The sequence below is a fragment of the Martinezella rhizogenes genome, assembly GCF_027460065.1.
GTDB classification, from domain to species: domain Bacteria; phylum Pseudomonadota; class Alphaproteobacteria; order Rhizobiales; family Rhizobiaceae; genus Agrobacterium; species Agrobacterium rhizogenes_C.
Genome location: NZ_JAPYZZ010000023.1, coordinates 37,440 through 63,624, shown reverse-complemented (window position 1 = coordinate 63,624; position 26,185 = coordinate 37,440). Strand labels below are relative to the sequence as shown.

Below are 26,185 nucleotides of genomic sequence, written 5' to 3'. Positions count from 1 at the left end.
GGTTGCGGCGTCGAAAAGATCGAGATGTGCTTTTGCAACGTCGCATCCGATGTAAACAGGGTGTACCATGGCAAGCCTCATCCTGTGCTACGAGGTCCGCGCTCACGGCCTCTGTCAACTGTTCAGGTTGGGATTATCAAGAGCGGGCGGAGGCCAAAGCCAGCAAACGGTCTCAATCGACCAGGACCCCGACGGCCTTCCGCCCGCAACCCTTATACCATAACTCCAATACACAGGATCCCTGTGACAAGCACAGGGATGAGGACAGGAGGCAGCGCCGCGGACAACAGCAAGATTTTGAGCGCAAACCACGATTCCCCACCGTCACAGACCCTGACATGATCCTGTAACACGCGCGCCGCATATACGGGCAGAAGCCGGGCAATGGGGATTCGCCCGTGCGCAGATGAGCAGGATCAGTGTTTCATGACGAGAATCACGATTGTCACAGATGCCTGGCACCCGCAGGTCAACGGCGTGGTTCGCTCGATCGAAAACACCAATACCGAACTGGCTCGGCTGGGCGTGGATGTGCGCATGGTCACGCCGCAAAGTTTTTACAGCATCCCCTGCCCCACCTATCCGGAAATCCGCCTGTCGGTCGCCGGTTATCGCCGTGTGGCGGCGGAGATTGAAAAAAGCCAGCCCTCCTTCGTGCACATTGCCACGGAAGGGCCGCTGGGCTTCATGGCCCGACGCTGGTGCGTGAAGAACCATATGCGGTTTTCCACCAGCTATCACACCCGCTTTCCCGAATATGTGGCCGCACGTTTCCCCGTCCCGGAAAGCTGGCTTTATGCCTTTGTGCGCTGGTTCCACAATGGCGGCAACACCTGCATGGTGGCCACCCCGAGCCTCGAGACCGAACTGGAAGCGCGCGGTGTGCGCAACCTGAAGCGCTGGAGCCGCGGCATCGACGCCGAGCTTTTCCATCCGCGCACGAAAACAAAGCTGCCTTTCGATCTGCCAAGGCCAATCTTCATGACGGTGGGCCGGGTGGCGGTGGAAAAGAACCTGCCGGAATTCCTGGAGCTCGATCTGCCGGGATCGAAGATCGTCATCGGCGACGGCCCCGCCCGCCATGAATTGCAGGAAAAATACCCTGATGTTCTGTTCACCGGCATCAAGACCGGTGAGGACCTCGCCGACGCCTATGCGCAGGCCGATGTCTTCGTTTTTCCCTCGAAGACCGACACATTCGGCAACACCATTCTGGAAGCGCTGGCCAGCGGCGTGCCCGTCGCCGCCTTCCCCGTCACCGGGCCGATCGATATTCTCGGCGGCAACCCCGCCGCCGGCGCACTGGACAATAATCTGCGCGATGCCTGTCTGGCAGCGCTTCATTGCTCACCGCAGGCAGCGCTTGCGCTTTCCAAAAGCTACAGCTGGGAAAAAGCCTCGCGGCAATTCCTCGACAATGTCATCCACGCTGCCGGAAAATCGCTGCCGCTTCTGTCGCGCTCGCGGCTTGCATGAGGCAATCCCCGAGATTTGTGCGGGAATGAGTGGACGAAAGGGTGCGGGAGTGTCACAAGGCGATCAGGACGCGACTGCCGTTATCTTTAGAACGGGGTCGGGCTGCTGATTGACGTCAGGCGGCTGCCGCGAGATTACGCTGGCCGTCCCTTTTCCGGATGACAGCCCGTAACAGCCCTTGAGATGCCACGTCAGGATAGAGGAAGAAGCTCTTTCTGCTGGGCCGCGCTCCATAGGTTGATCTTCTCGACAATGTCCTTTGGCGCCATCGGCAAGGCACTGCTGGGTATCACGGCGACCGTCCCATGGAAAACCAGCACCAGACTGTCCGGCGGCGTGATGGCGAGATGATAACGCGCCCAGCTCAGTTGCACGGTGTCCAGTCTTGTGACCTGCTTGTAGCCCTGGGGTCCTATCTCGACCTGTATTTGAGGCGAATACATCAGCTCATGGGCGATATTCCAGTGTGCCAGGGCCTCGTAATAGGATTTCATCTCCCTTCTCGAGCCCCGCCAGACAATAAGCCAGACGGCGAGGGCCACAAACGGTGCAGGTGCAAACACCCAATAACCGACCACCGGCCAGACGCCCGGAAACCACGGCAGGCTTAAGGAATAGATGAAACCGGCAGCCAGTCCCGCAAACAAGGATAGATGCGCTCTTGCCGAGGCAAAATGGCGCTTCCAGGACTTGTCGAAAATCATGCTGTAATTTTCATAGGCCTGATTTTGATAGCCATAGACATAGGCAAGGACATGTTTCGTGTCTGGTGTGAAGCTCATTGAAATGGTGTCATCAGCCATCGGCGCACGTCAATCCCGTCCCTGTTGAAGCCCGGTCTTTGTAACAGCCATTGCCCCTTTAAATCAAAAGGCCTTTTGCTGCCAAAACCGTCGGGACCGGCATAGTGCTGCGGAATCCGCCGTCACCAGGCTCCGGTCAGCATTTCACCCGAGAGCGGCACGGTCCGCGCCTTGCCGTCCCGGTCGGTCACCGAAAGTGATGCGGCCATCTGCTTTGGGGATTTGCGGAACCAGTTGGCGGCAACGCTCGCCATATCGCCGATCATCGCCTGTTTGTGCCAGTCGGCAAAACGTCTCGCCGTGGCTTCCGGCTCGGAGCGGTAGAAGAAATCGCCGGATTGGCCGAGATCGTTGATCGATGCCGCCATGGCAGCAAGCGGCCGCTGAAACATCTTTGCCGGCACGGCAAGTGCATCGGTGCCTTCAGAAAAGGCGGGCGCCATGAAATCGACAGCCCAGCCGTCTGCCTCGACCCAGCAATGGAAATTCTCGCCTGCACCCGTCACATAACCGTCTTCGCGATGATCTGCGAACAAGAGAACCGTTCCGCCGAGATTATAGGCGGCAAGCCCACCCTTCGGCACCGCCTTCACCTTGTAGTGCTGCTGCAGGATGAAGGCGCCGAAGGTGCTGAAATACATGGAGCCCGAGGCGGGATCGGCATTCTGGCTGACGAGCAGGCTGTTGATGACGCGGTAAATCCTGAAATAGTCGGTCTGCTTGATCAACATCGTCTTTTACTCTTCAAAACAAGGCGTTGGATGAGCGTCCACCGCTTGTTTCTTCTCCCCGAGGGGGAGAAGTCCGCGGCAGCGGGATGAGGGGGGCGAGGGTACAGATATTCGGAGAGCGAGCCCCCTCATCCGACCCTTCGGGCCACCTTCTCCCCGACGGGGAGAAGAAATACGCCGCAACCCTTCACGTCAAAATCAACGCCGCTTCTTCCCCTTGCTCTCGAACGGATTGTCCGAACCACGATAATGCACGCGGATCGGCACGCCCGGCATGTCGAAATCCTTGCGCAGGCCGTTCACCAGATAACGCGTATAGCTCTCCGGAATGGCTTCCGGGCGGGTGCAGGAAATCATGAAGGCCGGCGGGCGAGCCTTGACCTGCGTCATATATTTCAGCTTCAGGCGGCGGCCGGAGACGGCCGGCGGCGGATGCTGCGTGGTCTGCGCATCCAGCCAGCGGTTGAGCTTGGCGGTCGAGATGCGACGGTTCCAGGTCTTGTCCGTATCGATGATGTTCTGCATCAGCCGGTCGAGGCCATAACCCGTCTGGCCGGACATCGGCACGGCGCGGATGCCGCGCGCCTGCGGCAAGAGACGCTCGGTCTTTTCACGCAGATCGGCCAGATAGGCCTGCGGGTCTTCCACCAGGTCCCACTTGTTGAAGGCGAGCACAGCGGCGCGGCCTTCGCGAATGACGAGATCGACCAGCTGCAGATCCTGCTTCTCAAACGGGATGGTGCTGTCGAACACGATGACAACAGTTTCCGCAAAACGGATGGAGCGCAGCGAATCCGCGACCGAGAGCTTTTCCAGCTTCTCCGTCACCTTGGCCTTGCGGCGCATGCCGGCCGTGTCGAACATCTTGATGGTGCGGCCGCGCCAGTCCCATTCGACGGAAATACTGTCGCGGGTAATGCCGGCTTCCGGGCCGGTCAGCAGCCGGTCTTCGCCGAGAAAGCGGTTGATGAGCGTGGACTTGCCCGCATTCGGCCGGCCGATGATGGCGACGCGCAGCGGCTTGGTCTCGTCATAGACAGGCTCTTCGTCTTCCTCTTCCTCACTGCCGGGCTCAGCACGTGGAAGCACGATGTCCGTCTCGGCCTCGTCCACCTCAGGCGGGAAGGCCACGTCCTCGCCAATCGCCTCGACGATCGCGTCACGCAGGTCTATCATGCCCTGGCCGTGTTCGGCCGAGATCGGGCAGGGATCACCGAGGCCGAGCGTGAAGGCATCGTAGAAACCGGCGTCAGAACCGCGCGCTTCGGACTTGTTGGCGACCAGCACGACAGGCTTGCCACGACGGCGCAGCATTTCACCCAGCGTCTCGTCGGCCGGCGTCAGCCCTGCCTTCGCGTCGACCACGAACAGCGTCACATCGGCTTCATCGATCGCCGCTTCCGTCTGCGCCCACATGCGGCCCTGAAGCGTTTCCGGCCCGGATTGCTCCAGACCGGCGGTATCGATGATGGTGAAGCGCAGATCGACGAGCTTCGCGTCGCCGGGGCGGCGATCGCGGGTCACGCCTGGCGTGTCGTCCACCAGCGCCAGCTTCTTTCCGACCAGACGGTTGAAAAGCGTGGACTTGCCGACATTGGGGCGCCCGACTATGGCGACGGTGAAGCTCATTGTTGTGTGTTCCTTGGAGCAAGTCTGCCCAAAACGTTATCTGTTTTGGGCAAAAGACAGGCGTAAAATAAAGAGTTGGATCGCTTTGGCAATGCGAAGATATGCCGGGGCGATCTGGCTCGGGGAAGCGGCTTTAAGCAGCTTTGCCCGAAGCGGTGATATTGTCGAGCATGATCTGCGCCCGGTTCGTCACATTGCGTGGCGCCTGCGTGTCGCTGACGATCTGCTCGAACCATTGTTTGGCCTTGGCGAAATCGCCAGCCTTGTAGGCGGCAAGGCCGAGCGCCTCACGCGCGGAGGCGCGCATGGTCTGGCTTTCACCGCTGAGCGGTTCGGCCAGCGCAACAACCTGATCATAGGTGCCGTTATCGACCAGCAGCCATGCCGCGCGCACCTTGGCGGTATCGCGGAACACCTGCGGCGCGGATGTATCGTTGCCGATGGCGGTGAAGGCGGCGATGGCGCCGGCCGCATCACCCTTCTGCGACAGCAGCGTGGCGGAACGGAATTTTGCCAGCACCGGATAATTGCCATGACCGGATGTTTCGAGATCGGCGAAGGCCTTCAGCGCTTCATCCGTCTTGTTTTCGGAAGCAAGCGTCAGCGCCGCCAGAAACTGGTCGCCGGAATTGGAAGCGCGGCTGGTGTTCCAGTATTCATAGATGCCCGCACCGGCAGCGCCGAGCACCACGAGAACAGCGGCGCCCGCAACCACGATACCGTAACGGCCCCAGAAGCGCGACAGCTGCTCGGAACGGATCTGCTCGTTCACTTCGCGGATAAAGGTATCATTTTCGTTTGCCATCAAATTCTCCGTTACCCGCGCGGAGATCGTCGCCGATCCATCCGTCCGCGGACATACCAAGCCGCTTACCCGGGCAAGCACAAGCGTGGCCGACCGGGTCATGGTCGGCCTTCTAGCCTATTTTGCCTGATATGTAAGGGGGAAACGTTGTTTTCCTACATGGCGATGGGCTGAACGCCGATCAACCATTCGTGCAGTTTCAGGATGAAAGCGCCCCAGAGAACGATGCCGCCGACAATGGCCACCACATCATAACGGCCCGAGACGAAGGGACGGAGCACTTTTTCGCCCGCCCTTTCCCGCCGCTTCAGCGAAATGCGCATCACCACACCCCAGGCGAGGAAGGACGCAAAAAGCAGGATCGAAGAGGTTTCGCCATTCGCCAGAAGATGGGCGAGCGCCCAGATCTTGACGGAGAGAATGAGCGGATGCTTCGTCTTCACCGCGATGTTGCCAGCCGGGATGAGGCTGGCGATAAGACAGATCATCGCCGGCAGCATCAGCGTCACGGCAAGATGGCTCGTCCACACCGGCGGGTTCCAGAGCATGCCGGTCTCCTGCCGCGCTTCACCGAAGGCAAAGATGACGAGGCCGAGCGTGATAAGGCTGGCGACGGAATAAAGCCCCTTGAAAGGACCTTCACCCAGCTTCGCGATCATCCGCGCGCGAAATTGCGGCGCAAGCACCTTCAACAGATGCGTCAGGAAAAACAGGACAAGACAGAGTGCGAGAAAAAGCATGGAACACGGTCCCCGGTGGATCGGAACGCGGCCCAATCACCGCGAGGCAGAACAGGAATTAGGCTGAATGACGTTTAAAAGCCAGACTATTCAAAGCTTCGCCTTATTCCACCCGCAAAAGGCCACGGTGTTTCATATGACGGATGACTGATGTTTCGCCAATTTACCGCTTTTTCCCTGTCGCTTCTCGCCGCCCTGCCCGCTTTTGCCGAGGAGGCGCAAAAGCCGAAGCAACTCGTCATCGTCTCCTTTGATGGGGCGGGCGACAATACGCTGTGGGAAAGAAGCCGGGCGACCGCGAAAGAAGTTGGCGCGCATTTCACCTATTTCCTCGCCTGCACGCTGGTCATGGACCGCAAGACCAGCGCCAAGACCTATCAGGGTCCGGGCCAGAAGGCAGGTCGCTCCAATGTCGGCTTCGGCCAGTCGCCGGAAGAGGTGGAGGCAAGGCTCAGAAACATCTGGGCCGCCTATCGCGAAGGTCACGAGATCGGCAACCACACCTGCGGCCATTTCGACGGAGGCCAATGGACCGCCGAACAATGGGACGGCGAATTCACCACCTTCACCAGCACGCTGGAAAATGCCTGGCAGATGATCGGCAAGAAGGGCGAGGAGCCCGAAGGCTGGCGCGAGATGGTGAAGAAGATCAACGGCTTCCGTGCCCCCTATCTGTCGCAGGGGCCAGCGCTGACCACCGCCCAGAAAAAACACGGCTTCGTTTACGATGCCACCAGCATCACAAAGGGGCCGGAATGGCCGGCGGAGCGCGACGGTATCGAGCATTTCGGCCTGCCGCTCATTCCCGAAGGGCCGGGCAACCGCCCCATCATCGCCATGGACTACAATCTCTTCATCCGCCATTCCATCGGCGTCGAGACGCCGGATCGCGCCAGGGAATTTGAAGACCGCGCCTATACGGCCTTCCGCAACGCTTTCGACAGACAATACAATGGCGAGCGCATTCCGCTGCAGATGGGCTTTCATTTCGTGAAGATGAATGGCGGCGCCTATTGGAACGCCTATGAGCGCCTGCTGCGCGAAGTCTGCCGGAAACAGGATGTAGCCTGCGTGAGTTATGCCGAGGCGATGCCGATGATCGAGGCACGCAAGAAGCAAAAGACCGAGGGTTAAGCGGCTCTCAGTTCATATAAAAAGGCGGCCGCGCGGCCGCCTTTTTTATATGTTTTAGGGCTTATTTGCCGCCAGTTCACCAGCTTCCGCTTCCCGTTGCAGATAGCGCTCGTCGATGTCAGGCAGGGGCTTGTCGTCGATCGCCGCTTCGAAGGCCACGAGACGTTTATGAATGGAAAGCAACTCGATGATCGTCGTCCAGGAATTGACCAGATACTGGAACGAATTGCTGACCTGGCCGAAGGCCGTGGCGATCTGCTGGTAGATACCATAGGTGATCTTGCCGGCGACGATGGTGGGAACAAGCATCAGGAGCAGGAACACCGCATCGGCCTGAATGTAGAAATACCGTGCGACGTTGAAATAGAGATAGTGCCAGTACATGCGGAAATAGTTTTTCCGCACATTGGAATACAGTTCCTTCACTGTCGGCGGCTGGGCGCGGTCGGCGTGATCTTCGCCATAGACCAGTTCTTTACGATAGGCAGCTTCCACGCGCTGGTTGCGGAAGTTCAAACCGGGCAGTTTGATGCCGACCGTTGCCAGAAGCACCGTACCGAATATCGACCAGACGATCGCCAGCCAGAACAGCGCATGCGGCACTTCACCGATGATCGGCAGTTCGGAGACATAGGAAGACAGCGCAAACAGGATCGGCAGGAAAACGACGAGTGTCATCACCGAATTGATCAGGGTGATGCCCAATGCCTCCAGCGTGGAAGAGAACCGCATCGTATCTTCCTGAACGCGCTGGGAAGCACCTTCGATATGGCGCAGCTTTTCCCATTTGGACATGTAAAAGTCGTTCATCGCGGTTCGCCAGCGGAAGATGTAATGGCTGGTGAAGAAATCCGTCAGGATCGAAACCGCCATGCTGAGAAAGGCAATCTTGGCGAAGACGATCTGGAGGCTGTAGAAATCCCAGACTTCGATACCAGGTTGTTTGGAAAGGGCATTTTGCAGAAGGTCACCGAAAGGCCGCCGGAAATTGTTGATGACGACGGAAATCTGAACGCCGAAATAGGTCACCGCGATAATCAGCAGCGATCCCCAGATAGACCAGAGCTTCCAGGCGTGATCCTTGGCGATGATGGTCCAGACAACGCCGAATAACACCAGGCACGATGCGAGATAGCCGTAAAAGAACAGATTTGCCGGAACCAGAAAATAGCTGAGATCGTAGGGTTCCTGCTCGGGCATTACATAACCCCAGGACGCCCCTAGCCTTTCAAAGATGAAATACCAGGCAAGAATGGCGAAGAAGGCCCAAACGATGGCGGAGGTAAAGAAGGCTTTCGGCTTGGGAAAGAAGGAATGAAACACGTTTTCGAACTCACGCGCGTTTGAAATCAGCCATTATTGGCGAAGCACTAGATGGCCCGAACCTAGGGCAGAAATTTGTGCACAGCAACGGAGAAGCGCGGACCTTAACAAGATGTAAGGCGAAGCTGGCGAAACGAGCCGCGATGGAACACCGCAGAAAGACGGGGAGAGACCGCCCGCTGCTTAACGCCGCCGCTCGGTAGCGAGCACCGGCAGCATCAGGAGAATGCTGACGACGAGCACCGCGGAAGCAAGAATACTGGGTGCGGTAAAACTGCCCGTCACCTCGGCAATCCAGCCGGCGGCCAGCGGCCCGACGATCTGGCCCGTTCCGAAGGCCGCCGTCATCAGCGCGAAGGCGCGGCGCGGGCTTGGCCCGGCAAATTCCCGGCCGAGCTGCAGGCCATAGGCGGTGATGACCATGAAGGTCAGCCCCAGAAGCAGACCGCCCGCGAGAATACCAGGCACCGGCGGCAGCATCACGGAAGCGAAGACGCCGATGGCTTCGACGGCGAGAACGATCACGAAAGCGCGTTTCAATCCCTGCGACTTCAGCACCGGTTTCCACAGGAACAGTGAAATGGCGGCGGCGCAGCCGGTGATGAACCAGGCCAGAAACTCCACGAAGGCACCGGCAGTAGCCATGCGCGCAATCGCCACGATGAAGGTGGCGGTGATGACATAACCAAAACCGAAAAGCCCGTAGGCAAGCGTCGTCAGAAACAGCGGCCGCGTCCATTGGAGTGGCGGCTCGGCCACCGAGGACGCATGCCGCGGCGGGCCTGCGGGCAGCACCCGCCAGACAAGAAGGAATGTCAGGAAGGAAAAGACGGCACCGGCGATCCACTCCTCCCGCCAGGAGGCACCGCCGCCATCAAAAACCACGCCGATCAGATAGACCGCAAGCGATGAGATGGCGATACCCGCGCCAMCCCCGCCATAATGCAGCGCCTGAATATGGTCCTTGCCAGCCTTCATGGCGTGGCCGATGACCATCTGCGACGTGAAGATCATGGTCAGCGCGCTGGCGACACCGGCCAGAAACCGGATGACGGTGAAGGCCACGACGGAATTGAAAGCGGCCATGGCCAGCAGCAGCGCGGCGGTGGAAAACAGCCCGCCAAGTGCTACGAGCCGCTCCCTCCCCGAACCCCAGGAATAGGCCGACAGCACCGCACCCGCCAGATAACCGGCAAAATTGCCCGCCGCCACGATGCCCGCATCGCCCGCCGAAAGCGGCACATCCGCCATCATGCCGGGCAGAATGGGGGTGAAGGAAAAGCGGCCGAAACCCATGGCGGAGGCCATCATGAGGGCGCCTGCGAAACCGAGTACAGTCAGATGTCTGGCGGAAAGTGGCTTGTCGGTGGTCATGCATGGCTTATCGCAACCGGGCGGATAAGCGACAAGCGAGTTATTTTGATCGGCGTCATAAGCGGTCGTTATCTGTCATGAATGGTCGGATGTTGCGCCTTGTTTCTTCTCCCCGCCGGGGAGAAGGTGGCCCGAAGGGTCGGATGAGGGGGCAAGCTCTCCGAAATCCAGCGAGGGCGCCCCCTCATCCCGCTGCCGCGGACTTCTCCCCCTCGGGGAGAAGAAACAAGGGGCACCCGCTCGCCCCACTAAAGGGCCAGAACACGAAGATAGACGTTTGTAGTTGCCCTTGATGAACGGAACTCAGCTCCACCCCTCACTCAACCAGCGTCAGCACCAGCGGCCCGTTCTTCGTCGCCACCACCGTATGCTCATATTGCACCGTCGGAGCGCTCGGATCGCTATAGAGCGTCCATGGATCATCGTCGCCGTCTTCGGCCCAATAGGCACCGGTCGAAAGAAACGGCTCGACGGTGAACACCATGCCTTCCTGCATGATGCGGCGCTCGCCCTTGTCGGGCCAGGTCGCCAGTTCCTTCGGCTCCTCATGCAGGGAACGGCCGATGCCGTGGCTGGCGAGGTTGGTGATCAGCGTATAGCGGTTCTTTTTGGCAAAAGCGCCGATGGCATTGCCGATATCGGCAAAGGGCCGGCCGGTTTTCACCTGCTGCAAGCCCGTCCACATGGCGCGTTTGCCATCACGGCACAGGCGCTCGATATCCTTCTTCACCGGCGGCACGGCGAAAGACGAACCCGTATCGCCGAAAAAGCCGTTCTTTACCGCCGAGACATCGATATTGACGAGATCGCCCGCCTTGATGATGCGTGGCCCCGGAATACCGTGGGCCACTTCCTCGTTGACGCTGATGCAGGTCGCGCCGGGAAACTTGTAGCAGAATTCCGGCGCCGATTGCGCGCCGTTATCCTCCAGCACCTTGCGGCCGATAGCATCCAGTTCGGCCGTGGTGATGCCGGGTTCCAGCGCGTCCGCCATGGTCTGCATGGCAACGGCGCACAAACGGCCGATATCCTTCAGCAGAACCAGTTCTTCTTCGGTGGAAATGACCATGTCTCTGTCCGTCGTTCTATTTGGCGGGTCTGAAAACGCCCGCCTTGGTAATCATCAGGCCGTGGCTTTCACCGGATCGGCACTCCCCGTCAATTCTTTTCTGACGATCGGAGCGACTTTCGTACCATAAAGCTCGATGCCGCGCATGATCTGGTCATGCGGCATCAGGCCGATGGCCATCTGCAGCAGGAAGCGATCATTCCTGAACACTCCATGTGCCTTGATGATCTTTTCCGCCACCAGTTCCGGCTCGCCGAGGAAAAGATTGCCCTCCGGCCCGCGTGCCGCATCGAAGTGCGCGCGGTTCGTCGGCCCCCAACCACGCTCGCGGCCAATGCGGTTCATCACCTCCGCCTGCGGGCCGTAAAACTGGTCCGCCGCCTTATCCGTGGTGTCGGCAATGAAGCCGTGCACATTGATACTGGTGCGCAGCTTGGTCTTTTCCTGCCCCGCCCGGCGTGCTGCCTCATGGTAGAGATCGAACAGCGGCGCGAAACGGCGATATTCGCCGCCGATAATGGCAAGCGCCACCGGAAGGCCCATGGCCCCGGCCCGCGCCACCGATTGCGGCGTGCCGCCCACCGCGATCCACACCGGCAGACGTTCCTGCAGCGGACGCGGATAGACGCCGCGCCCGTTGATGGCCGGATGTTTGGTGCCGGACCAGGTGACGATTTCCTGCTCGCGCAGCGCCAGCAGCAGATCGAGCTTTTCAGCGAAAAGCACGTCGTAATCTTCAAGGTCGTAACCGAACAGCGGGTAGGATTCGATGAAGGAGCCGCGCCCGGCCATGATTTCGGCGCGACCGTTCGAGAGAAGATCGACGGTCGAAAATTGCTGGAACACCCGTACCGGATCATCCGAACTCAACACCGAGACGGCGCTGGTGAGACGAATGTTCCTGGTTTTGACAGCCGCAGCCGCAAGCACGGTGGAGGGCGAGGAAGCGACATAATCCGGGCGGTGGTGCTCGCCCAGCCCGAAAACATCGAGCCCGACCTGATCGGCAAGCTCGATTTCCTCGAGAAGATCCTTCAGCCGGCGCGCGCCTTCCGGCCCGCGGCCATCGGCGGGGTTGGGATTGACATCCGCGAATGTGTAAAGACCGAGTTCCATAAACGATACCTCTGTTTGCCTGCCTCAGAGATAGGGACGCACAGCCCCCCAGACAAACGCAAAATCTGGAAGCTTAGCTTCGAAAAAATGGATAGGCGCAGCCGGATTCGCCACCGCGCCGCCCTTGCCTGAAATGGCCCGCGAGATGACGCCCGAAATGGCGATTGCCAGCCCGCCCCCTTTGGGCATAACCTGCTTAAACATGTGCGAAGTAATGCAAAAAGGGGAAAGCATGCATCGGACAGTTATCGTGACAGGCTCCACAAGCGGCATCGGCCTTGCCATCGCCCAGAGATTTGCAAGGGAAGGCGCCAATATCGTGCTGAACGGTTTCGGCGACGAAGACGAGATTGAAAAACTCCGCCTTTTGCTGGAAGCCGAAAGCGGCGGGCGCGTGCTTTATCACCCGGCCGATATGACGAAACCGGACGAGATCGCCGACCTTATCAATTCCTCCCACGAAAAACTCGGCTCGGTGGATGTGCTCATCAACAATGCCGGTATCCAGCACATCGCGCCGATCGAGGACTTCCCGACGGAAAAATGGGATTGGATCATCGCCATCAATCTGACCAGTTCCTTCCATACCATGCGTGCCGCGATACCGCTGATGAAGAAGGCCGGCAAAGGCCGCATCATCAATATTTCCTCGGCCCACGGTCTCGTCGCCTCGCCGTTCAAATCGGCCTATGTGGCGGCCAAACACGGCATTATGGGCCTGACGAAGACGGCAGCGCTGGAACTTGCGCAGACGGGCGTCACCGTCAATGCCATCTGTCCGGGTTATGTGCTGACGCCGCTGGTCGAAAAGCAGATACCTGAAATGGCCAAGATGCGCGGCATCAGCGAAGAGGCGGTGAAGAACGACGTGATGCTGGAATTGCAGGCGACCAAGCAATTCGTCACCGTCGATGACGTGGCGGCGGCTGCCCTGTTTCTGGCAAGTGACGCCGCAAGCAACATCACCGGCACGCATATTTCCGTCGATGGCGGGTGGACGGCGCAATAATTGCCGGATTTTCTTTCCGTTATGGAAACAATGAATTGCCAAAACGGAAATCGATATGCACGCGCGGTCGTGCATAGATATGCAGAGATAACGACAAGAAACCGGCTCGGCAGCCGGACAAAAAGCAGGGCATTGCATGAAAGACGCGATCAGCTTCATCCTCAACAGCGAAACCATCTCGCTCAGGGATTTCGGACCGACGGACACGCTTCTCGATTACCTCCGCATCAGCAAGCGGTTGACCGGGACCAAGGAAGGCTGTGCGGAAGGCGACTGCGGTGCCTGCACGGTGCTGGTCGGGCGGCTGCTGGATGGTTCGCTGCGTTATGAAAGCGTCAATGCCTGTATCCGTTTTCTCGGCTCGCTGCACGGCACCCACATCGTCACGGTAGAGCATCTGGCCGCGCGCGATGGCACGCTGCACCCCGTGCAGCAGGCCATGGTGGACTTCCACGGGTCGCAATGCGGTTTCTGTACGCCGGGCTTCGTCATGTCGCTTTACGGCCTCTGGCTATCAAGCGAAAAACCCGGCCGCGCCGATATTGAAAAGGCGCTGCAAGGCAATCTCTGTCGATGCACGGGTTACGAGCCGATCGTGAAGGCCGCCGAAAAAATCGCCGCGGCCCGCCCGAGTGCGCTCTTCGATCCGCTGCAACGGGACCGCACCGACATCATGGCACGGCTCTGGGCGATCCGCGAAAACGAGACGATCACCGTCGTCAGAGGCGAGGATCGCACCATCATTCCGGCGACGCTTTCCGATTTGACCGAGATTTACGCTGCTGAACCAAAGGCCACCATCGTCGCTGGCTCCACCGATGTGGGCCTGTGGGTGACGAAGCAGATGCGGGCGCTGAACCCCGTCATTTTCATCAACAATCTCGGCGATTTGCAGGCGATTACGGTGGATGAGGATGGCGTGACACTCGGTGCCGGCGTCACCTACAGCCAGGCCTTCAAGACCATTGCAGACCATTTCCCACCGCTTGCCCGGCTGTTTAACCGCCTCGGCGGCGAGCAGGTGCGCAATATGGGAACCATCGGCGGCAACATCGCCAACGGCTCGCCCATCGGCGACACGCCACCGGCGCTGATCGCGCTTGGCGCGACGCTCACCCTGCGCTCGTCTTCCGGCGGCCGCACCGTGCCGCTGGAGAGCTATTTCATCGATTACGGCAAACAGGATCGACTGAGCGGCGAATTCGTCGAAGAGCTTTTCATTCCGTTCCAGAAGCCGGAAAGCCACTACGCCGTCTACAAGATTTCCAAACGCCGGGATGAGGATATCTCCGCGCTCTGCGCCGCCTTCAATCTGACGCTCGACGCTGACGGCACCATCGAGGACATCCGCATCGCCTTTGGCGGCATGGCCGGCACGCCGAAACGCGCCGCGCATCTGGAGGCAGCCCTTCTCGGCAAGGCGTGGTCGCAGGATGCCATCGACGCGGCGCGCGATGTGCTGGACGAGGATTTCACACCGCTGACCGACTGGCGCGCCACCGCCGAATATCGCCAATTGACGGCCAAGAACCTGCTGACGCGGTTCTTCCTTGAGACTTCGGGCGAGAAGCAGGAACTCGCGCGCTTCACGCTGGAGGAAGCGTGATGATGGCGATGGTGATGGCGACACCCACAACCTCCCTCATTCCTGTGCTTGTCACAGGAATCCAGCCAGCCCAAGTCCTTGGGCTGGAAGGACTCTCTCGACGCGCAGACGCGCGGCGGCTGGATTCCTGTGACAAGCACAGGAATGAGGGGTCATTGTCACTGCCCCATGCCATCATTCCCAAAGAAGGAGCTTGAACCATGGACACCACAAGCTTCGACAAGACCAAGACCGAAATCGACGGCCCCATCCACAGGTCGCTACGGCACGACTCCGCCCATAAGCACGTAACCGGCAGCGCCGAATATATCGATGATATCCCTGAGCCCGCAGGCCTCGTCCACGGCGCACTCGGCCTTTCCGACCGGGCGCACGCCGAAATCGTCTCGATGGACCTTTCCGAAGTGGAGGCCACACCGGGCGTGCTCTGGGTCATGGTTGGCAAAGACGTGCCCGGCGAAAACGATGTCTCGTCCGGCGGTCGCCACGACGAACCATTGCTCGCCGAGACAAAGGTCGAATTCCACGGTCAGCCGATCTTCGCGGTTTTCGCCGAAACCCGCGATATCGCCAGAAAGGCGGCCCGCAAGGCGAAGATCACATATAAGGACCTGCCGCATTTCACCGATATCGATACGGCAATTGAGAATGGCGGCGCGCTCGTCATCAATCCTATGACGCTGAAACGTGGCGATGCGAAGATCGAAATGGATGTCGCACCGCGTCGTCTCACCGGCACGATGCGGATCGGCGGGCAGGAGCATTTTTATCTCGAAAGCCACATCGCCATGGCCGTACCGGGCGAGGATGACGAGGTGACGTTGTGGAGTTCCACCCAGCATCCAAGCGAAATCCAGCACATTGTCAGCCACATCCTGCAGGTGCCGTCCAATGCCGTCACGGTGCAGGTGCGCCGCATGGGCGGCGGGTTTGGTGGCAAGGAAACGCAGGGTAACCAGTTCGCCGCCCTTTGCGCCATCGCCGCCAAGAAGCTGAACCGGGCCGTGAAAATCCGTCCGGACCGCGACGAGGACATGAGCGCCACCGGCAAGCGCCATGATTTCCGCGTCGATTACGAGTTGGGCTTCGATGAAGAAGGCCGCATCCACGCCGTCGACGCCACCTATGCCGCGCGCTGCGGTTTTTCCTCCGATCTGTCCGGCCCGGTCACGGATCGCGCGCTGTTCCATGCCGATTCCAGCTATTTCTACCCGCATGTGCATCTCACCTCGCGGCCGCTGAAAACCCACACCGTCTCCAACACCGCCTTTCGCGGTTTCGGCGGGCCGCAGGGCATGCTGGGGGCGGAACGGTTCATCGAGGAGATCGCCTATGCCGTTGGCAAAGACCCGCTCGATATCCGCAAGCTGAATTTCTACGGCGAGACCGGCTCCGGCCGCACCACGACGCCCTATCATCAGGAAGTCGAGGACAACATCATCGCCCGCGTCGTCGAGGAGCTGGAGACGTCAAGCGACTACCGCGCACGACGTGATGCAATCATCGAGTTCAACAAAACCAGCCCGATCATCCGCAAGGGCATCGCGCTCACCCCTGTCAAATTCGGCATCTCCTTCACCATGACCGCCTTCAATCAGGCGGGCGCGCTGGTGCATATCTATAATGACGGCTCCATTCACCTGAACCATGGCGGCACCGAAATGGGTCAGGGCCTTTATACCAAGGTGGCGCAGGTGGTGGCCGATGCCTTCCAGGTGGATATCAACAGGGTGAAGATTACAGCCACGACGACGGGCAAGGTGCCGAATACGTCGGCCACCGCCGCCTCCTCCGGCACCGACCTTAACGGCATGGCGGCCTATGACGCCGCCCGCCAGATCCGCGAGCGGCTCGTCAAATTCGCCACTGAGAACTGGAACGTGCCGGAAGAGGAAGTCGTCTTCCTGCCGAACCGGGTGCGCATCGGCCTTGAGGAAATCGCCTTCAACGATTTCATCAAAAAGGCCTATTTCGCCCGCGTGCAGCTTTCCGCCGCCGGTTTTTACAAGACGCCGAAAATCCACTGGGACCGTGCCGCGGGCCGGGGCACGCCGTTTTATTATTTCGCCTATGGCGCGGCCTGCTCGGAAGTATCGATCGATACGCTGACCGGCGAATATCTGATGGAACGCACCGATATTCTCCACGATGTCGGCAAATCGCTCAACCCGGCCATCGATATCGGCCAGATCGAAGGCGCCTTCGTCCAAGGCATGGGCTGGCTGACCACCGAGGAATTGTGGTGGGACGGCAAGGGACGGCTGCGCACCCACGCGCCTTCCACCTACAAGATCCCGCTCGCCTCCGACCGGCCGAAGAGCTTTAACGTCAAGCTGGCGGAATGGGCGGAAAATGCCGAGCCCACCATCGGCCGTTCCAAGGCCGTGGGCGAACCGCCCTTCATGCTGGCGATCTCGGTTCTCGAAGCCCTCTCCATGGCCGTCGCCTCCGTCGCCGATTACAAGGTCTGCCCGCGCCTCGATGCACCGGCAACGCCTGAGCGGGTGCTGATGGCGGTGGAACGGTTGAAGAAGGTGTGAGGGGAGTACCCATGCGGCCAAGCCCCAATGCCTGACACCTCCCTCTCCGCCTTCCTCGCCCGCCCAGCCCCCGCAATCCTCGTGGAAATCGAGGCCGTAAAAGGCTCATCCCCACGCGAGGCCGGCACCTTCATGCTGGTCTCACAGGCTGACCTGTGGGAAACCATCGGCGGCGGACAGTTCGAATATATGGCGATAGACCACGCCCGTGCCATGCTGCGAACAGGTGCTGCCGAAGACCGCATGGATATTCCGCTAGGGCCGGAAATAGGCCAGTGCTGCGGCGGTCGCACCCTTATCCGCTTCCGACTGATGACGGCAGAGATCGCTGCCGGGCTTGAGGCGCGGCTGAAGGGCGAAACCGAACAGCAGCCCGCCGTCTTCATTTTTGGCGCAGGTCATGTCGGCAAGGCGCTGGCAGATGCCCTGTCGCTGTTACCGCTGACCCTTACTGTGGTGGAAACCCGTGAAAGCGAGCTACGCGACATTCCGGCAGGCATCGCATCCATCCTCACGCCTATGCCGGAAGCATTCGTTCAAAAAATCCCGGCAAACGGCGCGGCGATCATCGTCACCCACGATCACGCGCTCGATTTCCTGATTGCGAAGGAAGCGCTTGCCCGCGACGATCTCGCTTATGTCGGCATGATCGGTTCGAAGACCAAACGCGCCACCTTCGCCCATTGGCTGGCGGATCAGGCAGAACCCGCTTCCCGCCTTGCAAGACTGACGCTACCCATCGGTGGCATCGGCGTCAGGGACAAGCGTCCCGCCGTCATAGCGGCCCTTGTGGCAGCCGAGTTGCTTCAAGCGTTTTCTGCCACCGAAACTGGGAATCCCCGCAAACACCAGCCCGCCCATCCCTGAGGCCGAGATCGCGCTTCAACGCATCAGGCAGGCTTTCATCGGCCAGATTGTCCGGCCGAAAGCTCTCAAAAGCAAAATGTTCCGCTGTCCGCAGACCCGCGCGCAAGCGGGACCACGCGCGCAAGAATGCTGTGCGCATGTTCATCTCCATCCGAATTTTCAGAAGCTCAGTTGATCTATGGAACTGAAAATGACTTGATTTTCGGATAAAAACCAATGAAACCTTTGGTATTTAGCATAAAGAGAACTTATCCATGAAGATGTCTCGCCAGTTCCCGCTGAATGCGTTGCGTGTGTTCGATGCCGCCGCCAGGCATCTGAGTTTCACCAAGGCCGGTGAAGAGCTGGGCATGACGCAAACGGCTGTCAGCTATCAGGTGAAGCTGCTGGAGGAGAATATCGGTGAGCCTCTCTTTATCCGCAAAGCACGGCAGGTTTTACTGACCGAGGCCGGGCAGAAACTGGCGCCGAAAGTGGCGGAGGCCTTCAACAGCCTGCGGGAGGCCGTCGACAATGTGCGCGACACGTCCGACGCCACCCTGACCATCCATTCCACGGCGACCTTCGCGTCGCGCTGGCTGTCGCGGCATCTCGGCGCTTTCCAGCTCGAGCACCCCTCCATCGCCGTGCGGCTCGATACATCGAGCGCATTGATCGATTTTGCCCAGTCCGACTGCGATGTCGCCATTCGCTGGAGCCGCGACGATGGCAAGGGGCTGGCGTATCATCAATTGCTACGCGGCGTTTATACGCCGATGCTGCATCCAAACCTCGCCGAGAGCATCGGCGGATTGCAGAGGCCGGAAGATCTGCTACGCCTGCGCATCATCGATCCCGGCGATATCTGGTGGAGCCAGTGGTTTCGCGAGGTGGGCGTCGAAAATCCGGGCCTTGACCGTTATCCGCGCAGCCGCCTCAATGTGCAGGCCTTCGAAGCCGCCGCGGCAATTGCCAATCAGGGGGTGGCCATGCTCACCCCTGAACTTTACGCCGATGAGATCGCGCTCGGCCGCCTGTACCAGCCCTTCGAGCATCTCAGCAGCGAAGGCAAGAACTACTGGCTTGTCTATCCCGAAAACCGCAGGAACATTCGCAAGATAAGGCTGTTTCGCGACTGGATATTAAAGCGGATCGAGGAAAGCCGGCCGCAGCAGCCCCATCAATACCCCATGTCAGGCGCATAAAAGCAGCGTGGCGTATCCTCATCCGGAAACAGACAGAGATGATATTCGCCGTCCTCGGACCGCCTCGCCTCGCTTTGCGACCAGTTGAAGACATGGCGTCGCGTCACCATGCGATGATCGCCGGGGGCGAGTGAAACCTCATAACCATCTGGCGTCACGCGCACACTTCGCGTGGGGATCATCTGGCAATCTCCCGTCTGGGCGTCGCCATTGCAGCAATAGCTCTCATATTTGAACCCCTTGTGGGATTCATGGGCAAGTGCTGTGGCACTGAACGCCAGCAGCAGAAGGAGGACCGTCAGAACAAGGCGCATCGGCATGGTCTCCGTTGAAAACAACGGCGGCTGCCGGAAGGTCATTGCGTCCCTTCATTCAAATTCCACACATCAACACGTACCCGGACACAACGGCACCGGAAACTGCGACACCTGCCCCTGATCTGCCCCCGCCACAGGGTTCGCAGCACCCGCTTTCGGAATAACCGCCAGCGAAACATGTCATGGGAGCTTTAAAAGCTCCGCAGCCCTATATTTTAGCACATCGGCGGGCCGCTTACAGGATAATAGCTGAGTCGCGTTAGCCAGCTAAGCACAAACTATGCGGCAGGAAGCACGCATTGCAACTTTACCGGGCTTGCGGCGGTCCCCTCGCGGCCCGAACCGGGTTGTGGACACAAGACCATCGGATTGTGAACAATCACTCCCCGACCGCTGCTTTTCCCTTTCCTAACGGTCAAATTTCTCGCAAGGTGCGCTGCACAAGGATCAGGGGAACCGCATGTACGAATACGCCATTGCGTGGGAATGGATGGCCTTTGCCGTCCGCTGGCTCCACGTCATCACCGCCATCGCCTGGATCGGCTCATCCTTCTATTTCATTGCGCTCGATCTCGGGCTGGTCAAACGGGCGCATCTGCCGCCGGGGGCTTATGGCGAGGAGTGGCAGGTGCATGGCGGCGGTTTTTACCACATCCAGAAATATCTGGTTGCGCCTGCCCAGATGCCTGAGCACCTGACATGGTTCAAATGGGAAAGCTACGTCACCTGGCTTTCCGGTTTCGCCATGCTCTGCATCGTTTATTATGGCGGGGCGGATCTCTTCCTGATCGATCATTCCGTACTGGCGCTTACCCAGTTCCAGGCCATCTGTCTGTCGCTCGCCTCGCTTGCCATCGGCTGGCTGTTTTACGATTTCCTCTGCAGATCCCCACTCGGCAACAATACCTGGGGCCTGATGATCGTGCTTTACGTCGCGCTGGTGGCGATGGCATGGGGTTATACGCAGGTTTTCACCGGCCGCGCCGCCTTCCTGCATCTCGGTGCCTTCACCGCCACCATCATGTCGGCGAATGTGTTCTTCATCATCATTCCGAACCAGAAGATCGTCGTGGCCGACCTGATTGCCGGGCGCACGCCCGACCCGAAATATGGCCGCATCGCCAAGCAGCGTTCACTGCACAACAACTACCTGACGCTGCCCGTCATCTTCTTCATGCTGTCGAACCATTATCCGCTGGCTTTCGCGACTGAGTTCAACTGGATCATCGCAGCGCTGGTGTTCCTGATGGGCGTCACTATCAGGCACTGGTTCAACACCACCCATGCCCGCAAGGGTAAACCAACATGGACCTGGCTTCTCACCGCCCTCATCTTCATCGTCATCATGTGGCTTTCCACCGTGCCGAAAGTGCTGACCGGCGAGGAGGAGCAGAAGGCCGCGACGCTCTCCCCCATGCAGCAGCAATTCGTCAGCGACGCTCATTTTACCAAGGCGCGTGATGTGGTTCAGGGTCGCTGTTCCATGTGTCATGCGGCCGAGCCTGTCTGGGAAGGCGTGCCTTTCACACCCAAATCCGTGAAGCTCGAAACCGACGAACAGATCGCCGCCCATGCGCGCGAAATCTATTTGCAAGCCGGCCGCAGCCATGCCATGCCTCCCGGCAACATCACCGCCATCACCCCGGATGAGCGCAAGGTGCTGACCGCATGGTATGAAAGTGCGGTTTCCGGGGCTGGAAAAGCCGAAGGAAAGACTGAATGAGCATGGTTCTGCTGCGTGGCCGCCTGCTGAGCTTCCGCCGCGCGCCGCTCGCAATCGACGATACGCAAAGCTATCTCTATATCGAAGATGGCGGCCTGCTGCTCGAAAATGGCAGGATCGCCGCTATTGGCGAATATGCCGATATCCGTAAGACAACCCCCGAAGACGTCGAGGAAAAGGATCACCGGCCGCATCTCATCGTGCCCGGCCTCATCGACATGCACCTGCATTTCCCGCAGATGCAGGTTATCGGCTCCTATGCCGCCAACCTGCTGGAATGGCTGAATACCTATACTTTCCCGGAAGAATGCCGCTTCGTTGAAAGCGCCCATGCACAGCGCATCGCCACGCATTTCTACGACGAGCTGCTGCGCCACGGCACCACCACGGCCGCTGCCTATTGCTCGGTGCACAAGACCTCCGCCGACGCCTTTTTCACGGAGGCCATGAAGCGCAACATGCTGATGGTGGGCGGCAAGGTGATGATGGACCGCAACGCCCCGCAGGGCCTGCTGGACACGCCGGAAACCTCCTATGACGAGACGCGCCAGGTGATTGCCGACTGGCACGGCAAGGGCCGCAACCACGTCGCCATCACGCCGCGCTTCGCCATAACCTCCACCCCAAAGCAGATGGAGGCCGCCCAGGCGCTGGCGCAGGAATTTCCCGATCTCTTCATCCAGACGCATCTCTCCGAAAATCTGGACGAGATCAAATACACCTGCGAGCTTTACCCCGAAGCGACCGACTATACCGATATCTATGTGCGATACGGCCTGATGGGCAACAAGACCCTGCTCGGCCACGCCATCCACCTCTCGGAGCGCGAAGCGGACGTACTGTCGGAAACCGGCGCGGTGGCCGTACATTGCCCCACCTCGAACCTCTTCATCGGCTCCGGCCTCTTCCCGATGAAAAAGCTACAGCGGCGTGAAAAGCCGGTGCGCATCGCAGTTGCGACCGATATCGGCGGTGGCTCCAGCTATTCCATGCTGCGCACTATGGATGAAGCCTACAAGGTCCAGCAATTGTTGGGCGAGCGCCTGAACCCGCTGGAAAGCTGGTATCTGATGACGCGCGGTAATGCCGAAGCGCTTTCCATGGTCGACCGCATCGGCACGCTCGACGCCGGCACGGATGCCGACATCACCGTGCTGAACGCCTCCTCCACACCCGCCATGGCCCTTAAGATGGAAGTGGTGAAAAGCCTGACGGAAGAACTGTTCCTGATGCTGACCATGGGCGATGACCGCACCGTGGTGGAAACCTATGTGGCCGGCAGGGCAATGAAAAGCGTGCTGGCATAGTTCGGCTGGGGCCGAAACATAAAGCCGCAACGTCATTTATATCAAGGCTATCTATGGAGCGATCGGACGCTGCTTGTTTCTTCTCCCCGCCGGGGAGAAGTCCGCGGCAGCGGGATGAGGGGGCGAGGGTGCGGTCCATCGCTAACGCTGCCCCCTCATCCGACCCTTCGGGCCACCTTCTCCCCCTCGGGGAGAAGAAACCCGGCGCAACGCCGAGCTTCATGCGATTGCCGCCGCCGGTCGGCCGAAATGCGAATGACCTCTGGAGTGCCCCGTGCTGAATCTAGACACAACCACCATGCTCATGGTTCTCGCGACCTTCATCATCGCAGGCATCGTCAAGGGCGTGACCGGCATGGGACTGCCCACGGTCGCCATGGGCGTGCTCGGCCTCTTCATGCCACCGGTCATTGCCGCCGGCCTGCTCATCCTGCCCTCCTTCATCACCAATATCTGGCAATTGCTCGCCGGGCCGGATTTCCGGGCCATCGTGAAACGGCTGTGGCCGATGATGATCGCCATCGCCGTCGGCACCCTCATCGGCATCCGGCTGATGACATCAGGCACCGGCGTCTGGACCACCTCGGCGCTCGGCCTCTGCCTCGCTGCTTACGCGGCCTATAGCCTGCTTGCCAGACCCGTCTCGATTCCGTCCGGGCTGGAACCAAAACTCTCCCCGGTCATGGGGCTGGCAACCGGCCTTTTGACCGGCGGCACCGGAATTTTCGTTGTGCCCGCCGTGCCCTATATCCAGTCACTCGGTTTCAGCCGGGATGATCTCGTGCAGGCGCTTGGCCTTTCCTTCACCGTCTCTACCGTCGCGCTCGCCGCTGGCCTCGCCTCCCAGAATGCCTTTCACGTCGAGCATCTGTCGCTTTCCGCGCTGGCCGTGCTGCCGGCCCTTGCCGGAATGTGGCTTGGCCAGAAAATCCGTACCATCGTCAGCCCGGCGACATTCCGGCGCTGGTTTCTCATCTGCCTGCTCATACTGGGAGCCGAGCTGTTTTTGCGGGCGTTCTGGTGATGGAAATCCGTCGATTTTGATGTCGTGACCGCCACATTCATGTTATGTGAAGCCATCATTCAAATGTGAAGGCTTTATCCATGGGCAAAATCCTGACCATAGCGGACCTGAAGCAACAGGCTCAGCGTCGTGTGCCAAAAATGTTTTTCGACTATGCCGATAGCGGCGCGTGGACGGAAAGCACCTACCGCGCCAATGAGGATGATTTTGCCAAGATAAAGCTGCGCCAGCGCGTGCTGGTGGATATGACCGACCGGTCGCTGGCCACCGAAATGGTGGGCGAGAAGGTTTCGATGCCGGTCGCGCTCTCCCCCACCGGGCTCACCGGCATGCAGCACGCCGATGGCGAAATGCTGGCCGCAAAAGCGGCGGAGGAATTCGGCGTGCCCTTCACGCTCTCCACCATGAGCATCTGCTCCATCGAGGATGTCGCTTCCGTCACCTCGAAACCCTTCTGGTTCCAGCTCTACGTGATGAAGGACCGGGACTTCGTCAATAATCTGATCGATCGCGCCAAGGCCGCCGGATGCTCGGCGCTGGTGCTGACGCTCGACCTGCAAATTCTCGGCCAGCGCCACAAGGACCTTCGCAACGGCCTGTCGGCACCGCCGAAATTCACGCCGAAGCACATCTGGCAGATGGCGACCCGGCCGCAATGGTGCCTGGACATGGCTCGCACCAAACGCCGCAGCTTCGGCAATATTGTCGGCCACGCCAAAAACGTCTCAGACCTGTCATCGCTCTCCTCATGGACGGCGGAACAGTTCGATCCGCGCCTGTCCTGGAAAGATGTCGAATGGATCAAGGAACGCTGGGGCGGCAAGCTGATCCTCAAGGGCATCCTTGACGAGGAAGATGCACGCGCGTCGCTCGACACAGGCGCCGACGCCATCATCGTCTCCAACCATGGCGGCCGCCAGCTCGATGGCGCCCATTCCTCCATCGCCATGCTGCCGAAAATCGTCGATGCCGTCGGCGACAGGGTTGAGGTGCACATGGACGGCGGCATTCGCTCCGGTCAGGACGTGCTGAAGGCCGTGGCGCTCGGCGCCAAAGGCACCTATATCGGCCGCCCCTTCCTCTATGGCCTCGGCGCTGATGGCAAACAGGGCGTGACGACGGCGCTCGAGATCATCCGCAAGGAAATGGATGTCAGCATGGCACTATGTGGCAAAAGGCTGATCACCGATGTGGATCGCAGCATTCTGGCGTGATGGTGACGTCGACTAGATGGTGCAGAGCCTCAGAGTCGGCGCCATAAAGTCCCGCCCTGCGCTGCCTCCCTCATCCCTATGCTTGTCACAGGGATCCAGCCATCCCAAGTCCTTGGGCTGAAAGGAGTCTTTCCGTCGCGCCGACGCGCGCCGGCTGGATTCCTGTGACAGGCACAGGAATGAGGAGGAAGAGAGCCTAGTGCCCCACCGTCTTCGAAAACACATTCACGATCACCACCCCGGTGATGATGAAACCGAGACCGATGACTGCGGCAATATCAAGCGTCTGGCGGAACACGAAATATCCAATGACGGAAATCAACACGATGCCAAGCCCGCTCCAGATCGCATAGGCAACGCCGACCGGCAGTGCCCGCAGCGTGAACGACAGCAGGTAAAAAGCGGCACCATAAAAAACCGCCATCAGCACCGTCGGTAATAGCCGGGTGAATTGCTGCGACTGCTGCAGGAAAGAGGTCGCTATGACCTCGCAGATAATGGCCGCGACAAGCGCCCCATAGGTAAAAACAGCCGCGTTCATCGTTCCATTTCCTTTTTTGTCTGGGCGATCATCCGTGCCTTGAGAGCCGCCCTGTCGCCGCCTGCCCTGCCATCATCGGCCAGAAGATCGGCAAACCAGATGCCGTCAGCCGCAAGCCGCACCATCTCCAGTACCACCCCGCCATCCGTATCTTTATGACGAGCAAGACGCCCCTCGACCCAGCTGGTCCACATGCGCCGAAGCGACGGCTCGCCGACCATGGAAACCGAGATTGCCGCCCATTGCCTGCCCGAATCCCGGTCTCGATCATCGAAAACCGCGTTCAAATAGGCCCGGGTGAAGCATCCGTAAGCTTCACAATCCTGTGAGACGAGCGCATCGATTTCCGCATCCAGCGCGGTCAGAAGGTCTGTCATGACCGCTTCCAGCAAGGCTTGCTTGGAGGGGAAATGATGAAACAGCCCACCCTTTGTCACCCCCGCCGCATCCGCCACCGCCTGCACGGAAAGTGCTACAACGCCCTGATCGGCAGCAAGTTTCGCCGCGCAATCCAGAAGATTGCGGCGTACGATTTCGGGCTGCTTCCTGCGTTCATGTGCATTTGACATGCTCCAAAACATACCGGATGGTTGGTTTCTTTGCAAGGAAATTGTGGGGGCAGCCCTCGGGTTGAAATTCATACTTAATTAGGC

The 26,185-nt window shown here is 59.6% G+C and carries 24 protein-coding genes; 11 read left to right on the top strand and 13 right to left on the bottom strand.

Translation table 11 applies throughout. The features are described from left to right. Positions 1-426: 426 nt before the first annotated feature. Entirely contained in the window at positions 427-1,476 is a 1,050-nt protein-coding gene (locus O8B93_RS24525) for a bifunctional monoglucosyl/glucuronosyl diacylglycerol synthase (RefSeq protein WP_269712428.1), read from the top strand. 191 nt (positions 1,477-1,667) lie between these two features. On the opposite strand, the gene O8B93_RS24520 is transcribed toward O8B93_RS24525, so the two are convergent. From O8B93_RS24520 to O8B93_RS24500, 5 genes are all read right to left on the bottom strand, one after another. Beyond that, complete coding sequence (locus O8B93_RS24520) at positions 1,668-2,279, bottom strand: hypothetical protein (protein WP_269712427.1); 612 nt, start codon at positions 2,277-2,279, stop codon at positions 1,668-1,670. Between the two features lie 122 nt (positions 2,280-2,401). Then, entirely contained in the window at positions 2,402-3,010 is a 609-nt protein-coding gene (locus O8B93_RS24515) for a DUF2026 domain-containing protein (protein ID WP_269712426.1), read from the bottom strand. Positions 3,011-3,208: 198 nt separating this feature from the next. After that, positions 3,209-4,639: a ribosome biogenesis GTPase Der gene (gene der, locus O8B93_RS24510; protein ID WP_269712425.1), complete on the bottom strand. Its 1,431-nt coding sequence runs from the start codon at positions 4,637-4,639 to the stop codon at positions 3,209-3,211. Between the two features lie 133 nt (positions 4,640-4,772). Beyond that, entirely contained in the window at positions 4,773-5,444 is a 672-nt protein-coding gene (locus O8B93_RS24505) for a tetratricopeptide repeat protein (protein ID WP_269712424.1), read from the bottom strand. Positions 5,445-5,599: 155 nt separating this feature from the next. Continuing rightward, positions 5,600-6,184, bottom strand: coding sequence for an NnrU family protein (locus O8B93_RS24500; RefSeq protein ID WP_269712423.1), 585 nt, complete (start codon positions 6,182-6,184; stop codon positions 5,600-5,602). 150 nt (positions 6,185-6,334) lie between these two features. Here O8B93_RS24500 and O8B93_RS24495 point away from each other — a divergent pair, with 150 nt between their 5' ends. Then, a complete protein-coding gene (locus O8B93_RS24495; protein ID WP_269712422.1) occupies positions 6,335-7,318 on the top strand; it encodes a polysaccharide deacetylase family protein in 984 nt (327 codons plus the stop codon). A 54-nt stretch (positions 7,319-7,372) separates the two neighbouring features. Here the strand turns inward: O8B93_RS24495 and sbmA are convergent, their stop codons facing one another. From sbmA to O8B93_RS24470, 5 genes are all read right to left on the bottom strand, one after another. Next, positions 7,373-8,641 carry a peptide antibiotic transporter SbmA gene (sbmA, locus tag O8B93_RS24490; RefSeq protein WP_269712421.1) on the bottom strand — a complete coding sequence of 423 codons (1,269 nt, stop codon included), beginning with the start codon at positions 8,639-8,641 and terminating at the stop codon, positions 7,373-7,375. A 183-nt stretch (positions 8,642-8,824) separates the two neighbouring features. After that, positions 8,825-10,015, bottom strand: a complete 1,191-nt coding sequence (locus O8B93_RS24485) for an MFS transporter (protein ID WP_269712420.1) — start codon at positions 10,013-10,015, stop codon at positions 8,825-8,827. 316 nt (positions 10,016-10,331) lie between these two features. Then, positions 10,332-11,084, bottom strand: a complete 753-nt coding sequence (gene map, locus O8B93_RS24480) for a type I methionyl aminopeptidase (RefSeq protein WP_269701985.1) — start codon at positions 11,082-11,084, stop codon at positions 10,332-10,334. 54 nt (positions 11,085-11,138) lie between these two features. Next, entirely contained in the window at positions 11,139-12,200 is a 1,062-nt protein-coding gene (locus O8B93_RS24475; protein ID WP_174030060.1) for an LLM class flavin-dependent oxidoreductase, read from the bottom strand. Between the two features lie 24 nt (positions 12,201-12,224). After that, positions 12,225-12,404, bottom strand: coding sequence for a hypothetical protein (locus O8B93_RS24470; protein WP_269712419.1), 180 nt, complete (start codon positions 12,402-12,404; stop codon positions 12,225-12,227). A 28-nt stretch (positions 12,405-12,432) separates the two neighbouring features. Between O8B93_RS24470 and O8B93_RS24465 the strand changes: the two genes are divergently transcribed. The 5 genes from O8B93_RS24465 (at position 12,433) to O8B93_RS24445 (ending at position 19,406) form a co-directional block, all read left to right on the top strand. Further along, the gene (locus tag O8B93_RS24465) at positions 12,433-13,209 is read left to right on the top strand and encodes a 3-hydroxybutyrate dehydrogenase (protein WP_269701982.1); all 777 of its coding nucleotides are present in this window, start codon (positions 12,433-12,435) and stop codon (positions 13,207-13,209) included. Positions 13,210-13,345: 136 nt separating this feature from the next. Beyond that, on the top strand, positions 13,346-14,815 hold the full coding sequence (gene xdhA / locus O8B93_RS24460; protein WP_269712418.1) for a xanthine dehydrogenase small subunit: 1,470 nt from the start codon (positions 13,346-13,348) through the stop codon (positions 14,813-14,815). Positions 14,816-15,015: 200 nt separating this feature from the next. After that, a complete protein-coding gene (xdhB, locus tag O8B93_RS24455) occupies positions 15,016-17,355 on the top strand; it encodes a xanthine dehydrogenase molybdopterin binding subunit (protein WP_269712417.1) in 2,340 nt (779 codons plus the stop codon). 27 nt (positions 17,356-17,382) lie between these two features. Next, positions 17,383-18,222, top strand: coding sequence for a xanthine dehydrogenase accessory protein XdhC (gene xdhC, locus O8B93_RS24450; RefSeq protein WP_269712416.1), 840 nt, complete (start codon positions 17,383-17,385; stop codon positions 18,220-18,222). Between the two features lie 254 nt (positions 18,223-18,476). Then, entirely contained in the window at positions 18,477-19,406 is a 930-nt protein-coding gene (locus O8B93_RS24445) for a LysR substrate-binding domain-containing protein (protein WP_269712415.1), read from the top strand. Here the strand turns inward: O8B93_RS24445 and O8B93_RS24440 are convergent. Beyond that, complete coding sequence (locus O8B93_RS24440) at positions 19,382-19,720, bottom strand: hypothetical protein (RefSeq protein WP_269712414.1); 339 nt, start codon at positions 19,718-19,720, stop codon at positions 19,382-19,384. The genes O8B93_RS24445 and O8B93_RS24440 overlap by 25 nt on opposite strands. A 463-nt stretch (positions 19,721-20,183) precedes the next feature. Between O8B93_RS24440 and puuD the strand changes: the two genes are divergently transcribed. The 4 genes from puuD to O8B93_RS24420 all read left to right on the top strand — a co-directional run bounded on the left by puuD (position 20,184) and on the right by O8B93_RS24420 (position 24,991). Next, complete coding sequence (puuD, locus tag O8B93_RS24435) at positions 20,184-21,446, top strand: urate hydroxylase PuuD (RefSeq protein ID WP_269712413.1); 1,263 nt, start codon at positions 20,184-20,186, stop codon at positions 21,444-21,446. Beyond that, on the top strand, positions 21,443-22,753 hold the full coding sequence (gene guaD / locus O8B93_RS24430) for a guanine deaminase (RefSeq protein WP_269712412.1): 1,311 nt from the start codon (positions 21,443-21,445) through the stop codon (positions 22,751-22,753). The genes puuD and guaD overlap by 4 nt, the downstream gene beginning before the upstream one ends. Positions 22,754-23,057: 304 nt before the next feature. Next, the gene (locus O8B93_RS24425) at positions 23,058-23,777 is read left to right on the top strand and encodes a sulfite exporter TauE/SafE family protein (protein WP_269712433.1); all 720 of its coding nucleotides are present in this window, start codon (positions 23,058-23,060) and stop codon (positions 23,775-23,777) included. 80 nt (positions 23,778-23,857) lie between these two features. Then, positions 23,858-24,991 carry an alpha-hydroxy acid oxidase gene (locus O8B93_RS24420; protein ID WP_181423864.1) on the top strand — a complete coding sequence of 378 codons (1,134 nt, stop codon included), beginning with the start codon at positions 23,858-23,860 and terminating at the stop codon, positions 24,989-24,991. Between the two features lie 196 nt (positions 24,992-25,187). Here O8B93_RS24420 and O8B93_RS24415 read toward each other — a convergent pair whose 3' ends face one another. Together O8B93_RS24415 and O8B93_RS24410 are read right to left on the bottom strand one after the other, a co-directional pair. Then, a complete protein-coding gene (locus O8B93_RS24415) occupies positions 25,188-25,532 on the bottom strand; it encodes a DMT family transporter (RefSeq protein WP_269712411.1) in 345 nt (114 codons plus the stop codon). Continuing rightward, positions 25,529-26,113, bottom strand: coding sequence for a TetR/AcrR family transcriptional regulator (locus O8B93_RS24410; RefSeq protein ID WP_269712410.1), 585 nt, complete (start codon positions 26,111-26,113; stop codon positions 25,529-25,531). Before O8B93_RS24410 ends, O8B93_RS24415 begins: the two co-directional genes overlap by 4 nt. Positions 26,114-26,185 lie beyond the last annotated feature (72 nt).